Raw genomic sequence first — 10,886 nt, forward strand, 5'->3', positions numbered from 1 at the left:
AAGGCAAAATTAAAAGGCATGAGTCCGGTTCAATACCGAAATCATGCCCAAGTAGCTGCCTAAATTTCTGTGTCTAACTTTTTGGGTTCAGATCACTTAGGGTGGCTTTATTAATTGAAGGGGGTGAGTATAAAGGGATAGTTCATTTTATTTATTCAAAAAATTGTAAAGAGGACTTGAGAAGGGAAAAATAAGTAAAGAATGGCTACATTCGTGGGAATACCACCAAAGAAATAATATAGAAACAAATTGAATATACTCTTGAAAATTAGAAATAATCCCAATAGAGTTGTTGAAGCAATGTCTGGTATTAGCAAAAGCACTATTATTTAGAGTCAAAAGCGCTAAGAAAATGAGGTAATATAAATGTCCGATTTGAATAAGAAAATACCCGAATTAGAATTAAAAATGGAGCCACAATTGTTAGACTACAAAACGGTTCAACATTACCTTCCTGAAAAGTGGGAAATGTTACGTAATGGCAAACTGTTGTCTAGTGATCAAGAGTTGCAGAAAGTATTAAAAATGATTGTCTACAATCTGGGGGGTACTAAAAAGTTTAGATGTGATTCCAAAAGAATTAATCATAGAGTACCTTAAAGATACAAACTAAATTTTTGCAAAAACACAATTAAAAAAAAGGAAAAATTTAGAATGAAAAATCCATTCGAAAAGCAACTAAAAGAACACGATGAAAAAGTTTGGGAAGAAATATTAGATGGCATTTTTTATGCGTTACGTCTTTTAAAAGAAGGAACTAGTGTTGAAGATGTCTCGAAAACAACCAGCATACCAATTAAAACTATCCAAAAGTTAAAAGAAGCACTTTTTTCATAAGCTTCATATAACCAAGGAGTAACTAAATAATAAGTGATCTGGCAGATGATTTCAGATTACAAAAAAACTGAAAGCATATCAGAAATACGGTTACTTTAATAGTAAATTGAAGAGTCAGTGTTGGCACGTAATTACAAAAAAATTAAAGTTCCGAAGAAGAATTTTAAGAGATAGAGCAAGTCTTAAAAATCTGACACTTATGAGCAGAGTAAGCTTGTTTTCTAATTACTTTATGTATTCATGAACTTCATGTTTATATTGTTCAAACTCTCGTATCTGTATACCGAATTACAATCTTCAAAAGTCTTTAATTTACTTTCGTATTAAATAAGTCATTAAATGGTTATTTATGAAAGTACTTCCTTTGTAAGGAAAGATGCCCTCTTTTGAAGATTCTTCTTATAATAATATATAAAAGATTTTGTTTCTTCATTTTACTGCTCCTGGCTTCAATAACATTATTCCGCAGCTTTAACTACTTTATTGAAAGACGCTTATAAGAATAAATTCATAAAATAGAGATTCTATGAACTTATATATTATGTACTGAAATATTATTCTTATGAACCACCACGATACCAGTGTAGAGAAATAGTTTTCGTTAGTGGCATAAATTACTTTTTTTCAAACTAGCTGTTTTTAATTTGGGAGTGTTTGTAAAAAACTTACTTTAAAAGAGGGGATTTATGGGATTTTGTCGAATGTTGATAATAACTAAATTTTTCATATATTGGTTAAATTGGGATGCTATTAGAAAAGTATTGGAGGAGTAAAAATGTTTGATGAATTTAATCCAGATTTAACACTATCTATGAATCAAGCAATACAAGCGTTTAAAGATGAAAATGTAAAAATGGATAAGAATACGTTAGGCTTTATTTTGACTTGTTTACGAGATAACGCGAAAGATGATGAGGTTTACGAGTTACTAAAAAAGATGGTGGAACTTATTAAGTAAACAAAAGTAAAGAAAGATACTGAGTTACCAAACAGTCTCTTTTAAACGATCTGAGAGGTACTGTATGAAGGATAATCCCAAAGTTGAGGAATCAATAAAGAAAACATTATAGAAGGAACAATACGAACTAAAATATTTGAGGAAAATGAAAATGTTCGTACTTTATCTGAATTTTATTAAGGAAGATTTAATTATTTGTATAAAGTGGTGAAATTGTACTAAAAACAAGTGAGGGCATGATAAATGGATAAAGACGGATTATTTAAAAAAATAAATGATTTGGGTATGGATAATAATAATCTAACTAGTGAAGATTATTATGATTTATTGGTACTGCATATGAAAGGGGAATTTGGAAAAGATGTTTTCAAGGAGTTTGTAAAAGAAAATAATACAACTTATAAAAATTTCATTGATGGACTGGTTAAACTTACCAGTGTACATGAGACTGCAAGTGCTACATATTTAAAAACATTAGAATGGCTTATTAAAGATTTAAGAAAAGAAGTTGAAAATGCAACCACTCTCGAAGAAAAAAAAGAAATTGATAAAAAAATAGATGCTATACTTGATCGAATAGAGAAGGAAGCAGATAAGAATAGAGAACATGGGAGAACTGGTATGCTGATACTGGCAGGTGTAGCCACCCTAATCATGGGTTCAGGAATCTATTTATTTACAAGAAATCCAGAGTTACTTAAAAAAGGTACACAAATGATTGCACAAGAAACAGTTAAACAAATTGTAAAATAATCAGGTTTATTCTCCTGGTTATTTTTTTGCTCAATAAGTATCATAACTTAAAGGATATAGATTAACCAAAGTAATACCTTTATACTGAAAAAGGAATAGAATCTGAATATTGATTCAATACTCCTAATAAGAGAGGATTAACTTTCACTATGTTTCGATCTCCACCACCGAAAGGGTATTTTCCACAGATGTTGTTGGTATTTTTTACAATTTTTATTATAGCTGCTGGGCATATTGAGGTAGTAATTGCATGGGCAATCATGTATGTAGTACTAAAATTTATTTTCAAAAAAGTGGACCAAAGGGAAAAAGAAAAGAGAAAAGTTAAGGAACTGTTAGAATCATTAGAACAGGAACAGAAAGAGAAACATCAAACATTAGATTATGTCATAAATCAAAGAAAACGGTCTATACAATACGAAATTGATAGTGTTAAAGGTGAGATAAATAAATTAGAAGATGTCGCTAGTTATAAAAAAGCGTATGAAAACACGGACCATAATAAAGATACATATATATTCCGTAACAGAATGTTAGAAGAAAAAAAGGAAAAATTGAGGATGTTAGAATCAAAGGTGTCGGAGTTGGAAAATATTCAATAAATGAGGTACTCATTTAAGCTATAAGTTTAGTTAAAGAAGGGGGAGGAGTACCATTATTTTTTTGATAGCGAGTTTAGCTGTGATTATCCCGATTATCATATATATGTATTTAGGAGAAAAGTGTAAAGAAATCATCAATTTTTTGTTAGTGTTTTGTTTCATTGTGGGAGGTTTCTTGTATTTTATTTATCTTGTTTATCCTTCCTCTTTTTGGGCGTGGGTTATATCAATACCCATTGTTATAATAGTTTACCTTTTAAAAAGAGAGTGAGCTTAGCAAAAAGATGAAATAGCTTGGTTAATATAAAAAGGACTCCAACCGGGTCCTTTTTTAGTAGGAAGTTATATATTCTTTTTTATCCTGCCAGACTCTCCATAAAATAAAAAGTTATATCTTCCACAGCCACTTTCCTTCCCTCTAATTCAATAAATTCCCTTACCAATGAAGGGTTTGTTACCACGCAATTGGCTACAAATTCGCCACTCCCATTTGTAATAAGCGCATTATATATCTCATCAATTTTACCTTCATGCTCACCTAGTTCATTTAAAACAGTTAAGATTCTATTTTCTTGTTTTATTTGTGTAAGGAATGCTTGTCTTTCACTAGATTCTCTCATGATACCTGTTATGTGTGCAGTCTGTTGTTTTTCTAGATGTCTATTTCTTAATTGAAATAGTCTATAAGTTAAATATTTTGCATTTGGATGAAGTCTCTTGAATGCAATAAATGCTAACCATTGAGCTAAATGCCCAATTACAATGAAATTAAGTAGTATTAGAACAAGTCCCCCAATCCAACCTGTAAAGATAAATCCACATATAAGTTCTATCCAAGTTGTTAATCCACCAAATATAGAGATTTGTTTACTTTTTCTGCCGTTAGTATGGTGGCCAAAAAAATTCAAAAAGTTACTAAGTATCAATAAAAGAACTAAAACATACCAAAACCATAAATCCAAAAATTCCATGAAGCACCCTCCCTTTGAGTATATTTTACTATAAATGCTAAACGTTGGGATTAAGATAATGGAAATTAACCTTAAAATGGGGATCTTGGTATAATTATCTAAGACATTACTATCCAAAAACGATATGATTTTAATATAATCCTCATACCAAAAAAAGGGAGGGGATTTTATTTTGCTTTAACAATTACTGTTCCTTTAATCTTCTTGGACAATGCAACTAACTTTTTTATATGATCCTTCGGTACACCTAGTTCAACGAGCCTTTTCTGTTTCACCATATATTCAACCCTCCAATTCCCTAAATGGTTCGTTATTTATTATCTTGTTAGAAAAAAATAGCATACTCTCTAAATTCTACTTAACGTCTAATATATCAGCAGGTCATATTACGCAAATTAAATTGCCCTCATATATACCATGAGAGCAATTAGTTTTTTAATTCCAATTTTGTGTACAAGCTTCTTATTTTTATATCTTCCGTTAGACAAACCATTACTGTTTAATATAAATTTAAATCACCTTTGTTCCGAATAATAAACTTTTTATTCCAAAACCATTTCTTCTCTCCAGATGCTGAATTGCAAAATATTCATATTCTAAATTGGGGACATCATAGAGATCTTCTTCCAGAAGTTTCAGGATTAAGATGGACTAGTAAATTAGACCTTATGAAATATGAAACATATAAATGGGTTTAATTCACACATTTTATGTAACCATCAATGCGGTGCAGTTTCTTTATCTATTTCTGATTCTCAACATTTACATTCCCAGGACCTCCTCCGTGTTATAATACTCTAAGGATTAATCGGGAGAGATCCTTGCTTTTTTATTTCAGTAGTTCAGGACTTTAAAATATGTTTCCGATTACTTCTTAAAATTCGCATTGCTCTTGTAAAGCTGCATCTACTGGAAACATGTATCGTAATAATCTTTGCCGTTGACATGACATTGATAAATAAACAAATAGGTCTTTAATTAAAAAATAACGCAAATGAAGAAGGATGCCTAGCCTAAAATGAAATGTCCAATAGGGTAATTACCAAGGAGTTCGGTAGCAGACCGGCAAACTTATAATGGAATTTTAAAATAAGGCATTGGGAGTCAATTTTCCAATGTCTCATTTTTTTGTCTCTTAAATAGCTATAGTAATGCATACCACACCAAACACTAAACAAATATTTGAGGATGATTTTGATTTCATATTCTTTTAATGTAATTATGAAAGAGGGAAAAATTATCTTAATCACTAAGTTATTAAATTGATAAGAAGGTGACCTGTTACAAGGAACTCATCTCCCGATAAACTCCTTTTGTACCTTTAATGGACTTGCTCATGAAACTTCCCATCAAAGAATGTATATTCATTAAATAAACCCTGACTTCCATAAGGGATGATGACTTTATTTTCATCTATGTAAACATTTTCTTGAAAAGATTGAGTTAATAACAGCTCGTATGGTGTAACATCATTTCTAGTTATCTCATGATATTTAAAAATCCACATTTGTCCATTCACTAAGCCATCCCCAATACTAATGATAATTTCATCGCTACCATCCTTATCAAAGTCATAGGTTGTACCTTGAACAGCGTAGCTCTCACTTTCGGTTGTGCCGAACTCATAAACTGGACTTTCTCCATACTTCATCCAATCTAAGTACCAACCCGTATCCTTATGAAGCATCATAATTTTGATTCCATTCGGGTTATCCAATCCAATAACGAGTTCCGCCTTTCCATCATTAAGTTTAATATCGAGAGATTTACTTTCTAGTTTACCTTTCCAAATAACTGTCTTGTTGATTGGTTTATTGTTATTATCCCTTATAAATGGAACACTTCTATAATCTGTATTTTGACTCTCAGATGTGGCAGGGGTATCATCAGTAGCAGTCTTTTCAACGGAAACTTGTTCCGACTGTACTGATTCTTTTACTGGTGCAGAATTAGTGTGGTAGCTACCATTATCATCAATAGGCAGGGGTAAAAAATTCTTGAATAATCCTACCGTGGTAATAGTATCATCCATTATCGTGGTTTTAAATACGGAAAAAATAACATAATTATGGGCTTTAGTTGCACCTTCTAATAGATTAGGAGCCAATAATTCAATTCCCCAATCAACTACCTCATATGTACTTTGTTCCTTAATCTGTTCCTTTGCCCAATCAACATATTCAATTTTACTAGGGTTAGTAATAACCATAAGAATAATCAATATCCCCAATAATATAATCTTTTTCATTGTTATCTCCCTACATAATTTATAGGTAAATTATACCTTATATATTATAGATTTAAAAAGGTAATTGGGAAGTATGGCTTAAACTATTAAATTACTATTTTAAATGCTCAATACTAGAAGGATCTGATTATGCTATAAATTGTCTTGTTGATTAGTGATGTATTCAATACAATAAAAATAAAAAGGGGTAAGGAAACAATAACTTTGAAAATACAAAAAAACTGAAAGAATTAACCCCAATCTGAGTCTGTAGCAAAAAGTGATTAGAAGGTTAGCTATTATCATAGGTTAACAAAACCAAACAAGACCCAAAAAAATATATAGGGAAATTTCCTTTTTATTGTAGTGAGGGAGGCTTTAGGAAATATGCTTGAAATTGATGGTAAAGATATAAGCGAATTAAGTGATAGCGATTTAAGGGTTCTTATAGGTCTTCTCTGTGAAGCTGAGCTTCGTACTTATGGTTTACCAACAGCAGGGGTAACGTGGGGAGGTCACCAAAACGCGAAAGATGGTGGTATTGATGTCAGGGTTGATCTTTTATCTCCTCTACATGCTGATAGTTTTATTCCAAGATTTAAAACAGGCTTTCAAGTAAAAAAACCGGATATGCCAAGATCGGAAATTTTAAAAGAAATGCGACCCAAAGGTAAGCTTAGACAAGTAATAAGAGATTTAATCGATTCCAAGGGGGCTTATATTATTGTTAGTAGCCAAGGATCAACTGCTGATTCGGCCCTTAAAGATCGAAAGGAGGCAATGTTAGAGGCATTATCTGACTACCCAAATTATACTGATATTAAAGTAGATTTCTATGACCGAGAACGGATTGCTAGTTGGGTTCGTAGCCACCCGGCCTTGGTACTTTGGGTAAGAGAAAAATTAGGTAAACCAATTCAGGGATGGAAAACTTATGAGAACTGGGCAAATTGCCCATTTGGGATTGAAGAAGAGTACATGTTAGATGAACATGTTCGTTTGTATAGAGAACCTAACTCTTATTCAGAAGGATTAGCAATATGTGATGGAATAAATGAAATTCGAAACATTCTTCATAGACCTGCATCCTCAGTACGATTAGTAGGTCTCTCAGGGGTAGGAAAAACAAGATTGCTTCAAGCATTATTTGATGAGCGATTAGGAGAGAACCCTTTAAACAAATCAATAGTATTTTATACGGATATTAGTGACGGACCTAACCCAGATCCTATTAATTTTGCTGAGAGACTAGTTGCTCTAAAATCTCGATTTATTTTAGGAGTAGATAACTGCCCGCCAGATTTACATAGACGACTAAGACTTATATGTTCAAAACCAAATAGCTTAGTAAGTTTAATAACCGTTGAATATGATGTTAAAGATGATCAACCAGAAGAGACTGAAGTTTTTCGTTTAGAACCAGCATCGACTGAATTAATTGAAAAAGTCATATTAAAAAGATTTAGTCATATAACAGAAATAGATGCACGGAGTATTGCAAATTTTTCTGGAGGAAATGCTAGAATTTCAATTGCCTTAGGGAACACAGTAAAACGCGGAGATAATTTATCTCAGTTAAAAGATAGTGACTTATTTATTCGATTATTCCAACAACGAAATGAGCCAAGCAAGTCACTATTAAGAGCTGCAGAGGCCTGCTCATTGGTTTACTCATTTAATGTACAACTTTCAGAGAATGAAGAATTAGAACTGCTAAGTGATTTAGTTGGTATGAATGTTCAAGAAATGTATAGGAATGTAAGTGAGTTAATGCGACGTGATCTTGTTCAAAAACGAAGTGTGTGGCGTGCAGTTTTACCACATGCAATTGCTAACAAACTTGCTCAAAGAGCTCTTGAAAACATACCGATTGAAAAAATATGTAGTGTATTTGAAAATGGAGGGTCTGAAAGGCTTTTAAAATCATTTTCGAGAAGATTAAGTTATTTACATGAGAGCGAAGAAGCTCTCGAAATTTCTAAAAGATGGTTGATAGAAGATGGGTTACTTGGAGATGTAAGTAATCTTAATGAATTGGGAGTAACACTGTTAAGAAATATTGCTCCCTTAAATCCTGAACTAACACTTTCTGCTATAGAAAGAGTTATTAAATCGAATAGAGTTAATACATTTTTTACTCGAGGCAATGATTTTTATAATGAATATACAAGTCTTCTTAGATCTTTGGCCTATGATAAACATTTATTTATTCGATCAACGAATTTACTTTCCAAATTTGCGCTCTCAGAGAAACCAAATGAAAATGTAAATTCAATAAGAAATTTACTAAAGTCTCTTTTTTATATTTATCTTTCTGGAACACATGCTTCTGCAGATCAGAGACTAAGTATAATAAAGAAATTAGTAGAATCAAACATTGAAGATGAAGTTGATTTAGGAATATCTTTATTAAATGCAGCTTTAGAAACAACTCATTTTAGTTCATCGTACAGCTTTGAATTTGGAGCACGACCTAGAGATTATGGTTATAAACCAACAAACAGAATCGAAATACATACATGGTACAAATTGTTTATTGATTACTCTCTTAGAGTGGTAATATCGGAAAGCCCGTTTGACTTTAAAGTAAAAGAATTAATAGCCTCAAAGTTTAGAGGACTTTGGGTAAATGCAGGAATGTATGATGAACTTGAAAAAGTCTCAAAAATAATTTCTTCAAAAGGATCTTGGAGGGAAGGATGGTTAGCCGTAAGAACAACCATGAGATTTGATGGCAAGGAAATGGAGCCAGAGATATACGAAAGGTTAAATGACTTAAAATTGCTATTGGGGCCTAACTCTTTAATTGAACGAGCGAAATTTTATTCATTGTCAGGAAGAAGCATTTATGATTTGGTTGATGCTGTTAGCGATATAGATAATGATGGATATACAACTGTAGAGCAGAAAATTCAATTACTTGGGAGAGAGGTTGGATCCAAAGATGAGATTTTAAGTGAATTATTGCCTGAAATTTTGGGGAATGATGGTCCTGGACTATTTAGTCTTGGGCAAGGAATAGCAGACGGATCTAACGATCATGAAGAAACATGGATTGATTTTTATGATAAGTTATCCTATATAGATGATTCGAAACGTAACTATCAAGTACTCCGTGGTTTTTTAAATAGATTAGCGGAAATTGATTTAGCTCTTACAGAGAAAATACTGGATCAATCCGTAACGGATCCAATTCTAGCTTCTATATTTCCATTTTTACAAATAAGTGTAAAAATTAATTCTCTTGGTGTAACTAGATTAAGAAAATCACTTGAGTATGGAGAAGCTCCTATATGGCAATATCAAAATATTGCATACGGTAGAGTTCATGAAACTATAAGTGATGAAGATCTTGCAGATTTATTAGGCTTAATATCACTAAAAGAAAATGGACTAGAAGTAGCCATTGAGATATTAAATATGAGACTACATGGTATATCAAAAGGTTCAAAAGTTAGTAAATGTATATCAGATGTAGGTCAAAAACTATTGTTGGATTATCAGTTCTCAAAAGAAAATAATAGGAAAGGCCATTTTGATTACGAATTATCCAGGATTATTGAAGCATGTTTTAATGGTATATATGGAGAAGCGAATTTTAGGAAATTGTGTGAAAAGCTTGCAGAAGCATACAAAAAATTTAAAATTTATCCATCTGATTATCAAAGTGTTTTGGCCTCTTTATCCAAGATGCAACCGGAGGTGTTTCTAAATGAATTTTTAGGTAAGGAGCAAAAAGTAGATGGTTGGTTAATCGAAGCACTTTCTAGAGAAGGCAAAGCTCTTTCCAATATAAATGAGGAAATTATTAAAAAATGGTGTGAAGTCAATCCCCAAACACGTTATCCTGTTATTGCATCTGCCATAAGGCCTTTTCAACAAGTTGATAAAGATAATATCTTGGAGTGGACACCTTTAGCTTTGTGGATAATGGATAATTATTATGATCCGGTAGTAATATTAAATACATTTAGAACATCATTTTACCCAAGAACATGGTGGGGTTCACTTGCAGAAAAGTTACAAAGTTGCCTGTACTTAATTACCGCATTGAAAAAGCATAGCAATCTGGTAATTGCAGAATGGGCAACAGAAGAAGAAGAAAAATTTAAAGAAACTATTCGTTTGGAAAGAGAAAATGAATTGAAAGTGGAAAGGCAAAAAAATGAACGTTTTGAGTAAAAAAATTATTACAGGACGAAGAATAAAGGATATAAGATGCTAATTTATTACATCTCATAGCTTAATTTTCTACCGACCTCCATAAGCATAAACAAATTAATGTAAATCAAACTATAAAAAAAAGGCATTGGTAAAATCTGTTTACCAATGCCTTTTTTGCTACTTAAATAACTAAGGTGATCTTTATCCCAAGGAATCAAAAGTAAAAAGGTTTTCGGATCAAGTTCAAACCGCCTCACAACCATTCTTTACAACCCTTTTGAGACATCAAGACCTACGACTGGATTCATTCTAAATTTCCTCCTAAACCAGTATATATTTGATCCCTCACAGACACCAGATGAATGTAAAAATAA

At 32.0% G+C, this 10,886-nt stretch carries 8 protein-coding genes; 6 read left to right on the top strand and 2 right to left on the bottom strand.

The window, feature by feature from the left end:
* The first annotated feature begins 366 nt into the window (after positions 1 to 366).
* The 5 genes from CRO56_RS11820 (at position 367) to CRO56_RS11840 (ending at position 3,150) form a co-directional block, all read left to right on the top strand.
* A complete protein-coding gene (locus CRO56_RS11820; protein ID WP_097158847.1) occupies positions 367 to 600 on the top strand; it encodes a hypothetical protein in 234 nt (77 codons plus the stop codon).
* Between the two features lie 54 nt (positions 601 to 654).
* Positions 655 to 837: a hypothetical protein gene (locus CRO56_RS11825; protein ID WP_097158848.1), complete on the top strand. Its 183-nt coding sequence runs from the start codon at positions 655 to 657 to the stop codon at positions 835 to 837.
* A gap of 775 nt (positions 838 to 1,612) precedes the next feature.
* Complete coding sequence (locus CRO56_RS11830) at positions 1,613 to 1,795, top strand: hypothetical protein (protein WP_097158849.1); 183 nt, start codon at positions 1,613 to 1,615, stop codon at positions 1,793 to 1,795.
* A 243-nt stretch (positions 1,796 to 2,038) separates the two neighbouring features.
* Complete coding sequence (locus CRO56_RS11835; RefSeq protein WP_097158850.1) at positions 2,039 to 2,548, top strand: hypothetical protein; 510 nt, start codon at positions 2,039 to 2,041, stop codon at positions 2,546 to 2,548.
* A gap of 188 nt (positions 2,549 to 2,736) precedes the next feature.
* Positions 2,737 to 3,150 carry a hypothetical protein gene (locus CRO56_RS11840; RefSeq protein ID WP_142305207.1) on the top strand — a complete coding sequence of 138 codons (414 nt, stop codon included), beginning with the start codon at positions 2,737 to 2,739 and terminating at the stop codon, positions 3,148 to 3,150.
* Positions 3,151 to 3,506: 356 nt separating this feature from the next.
* Here the strand turns inward: CRO56_RS11840 and CRO56_RS11845 are convergent, their stop codons facing one another.
* Both CRO56_RS11845 and CRO56_RS11850 read right to left on the bottom strand, forming a co-directional pair.
* Positions 3,507 to 4,121 carry a hypothetical protein gene (locus CRO56_RS11845; protein WP_097158852.1) on the bottom strand — a complete coding sequence of 205 codons (615 nt, stop codon included), beginning with the start codon at positions 4,119 to 4,121 and terminating at the stop codon, positions 3,507 to 3,509.
* Positions 4,122 to 5,442: 1,321 nt separating this feature from the next.
* Positions 5,443 to 6,369, bottom strand: a complete 927-nt coding sequence (locus tag CRO56_RS11850; RefSeq protein WP_097158853.1) for a DUF4359 domain-containing protein — start codon at positions 6,367 to 6,369, stop codon at positions 5,443 to 5,445.
* Positions 6,370 to 6,735: 366 nt separating this feature from the next.
* On the opposite strand from CRO56_RS11850, the gene CRO56_RS11855 reads away from it, so the two are divergent.
* On the top strand, positions 6,736 to 10,530 hold the full coding sequence (locus CRO56_RS11855) for a hypothetical protein (RefSeq protein WP_097158854.1): 3,795 nt from the start codon (positions 6,736 to 6,738) through the stop codon (positions 10,528 to 10,530).
* The last annotated feature ends 356 nt before the right edge of the window (positions 10,531 to 10,886 follow it).

It is taken from the genome of Bacillus oleivorans (genome assembly GCF_900207585.1).
Lineage (GTDB): Bacteria > Bacillota > Bacilli > Bacillales > JC228 > Bacillus_BF > Bacillus_BF oleivorans.

Bases quoted from the DNA above. Each gene is read 5' to 3' on its own strand.
- CRO56_RS11820 (WP_097158847.1), top strand. From the start codon at position 367: ATGTCCGATTTGAATAAGAAAATACCCGAATTAGAATTAAAAATGGAG.
- CRO56_RS11825 (WP_097158848.1), top strand. From the start codon at position 655: ATGAAAAATCCATTCGAAAAGCAACTAAAAGAACACGATGAAAAAGTT.
- CRO56_RS11830 (WP_097158849.1), top strand. From the start codon at position 1,613: ATGTTTGATGAATTTAATCCAGATTTAACACTATCTATGAATCAAGCA.
- CRO56_RS11835 (WP_097158850.1), top strand. From the start codon at position 2,039: ATGGATAAAGACGGATTATTTAAAAAAATAAATGATTTGGGTATGGAT.
- CRO56_RS11840 (WP_142305207.1), top strand. From the start codon at position 2,737: ATGTTGTTGGTATTTTTTACAATTTTTATTATAGCTGCTGGGCATATT.
- CRO56_RS11845 (WP_097158852.1), bottom strand. From the start codon at position 4,121: ATGGAATTTTTGGATTTATGGTTTTGGTATGTTTTAGTTCTTTTATTG.
- CRO56_RS11850 (WP_097158853.1), bottom strand. From the start codon at position 6,369: ATGAAAAAGATTATATTATTGGGGATATTGATTATTCTTATGGTTATT.
- CRO56_RS11855 (WP_097158854.1), top strand. From the start codon at position 6,736: ATGCTTGAAATTGATGGTAAAGATATAAGCGAATTAAGTGATAGCGAT.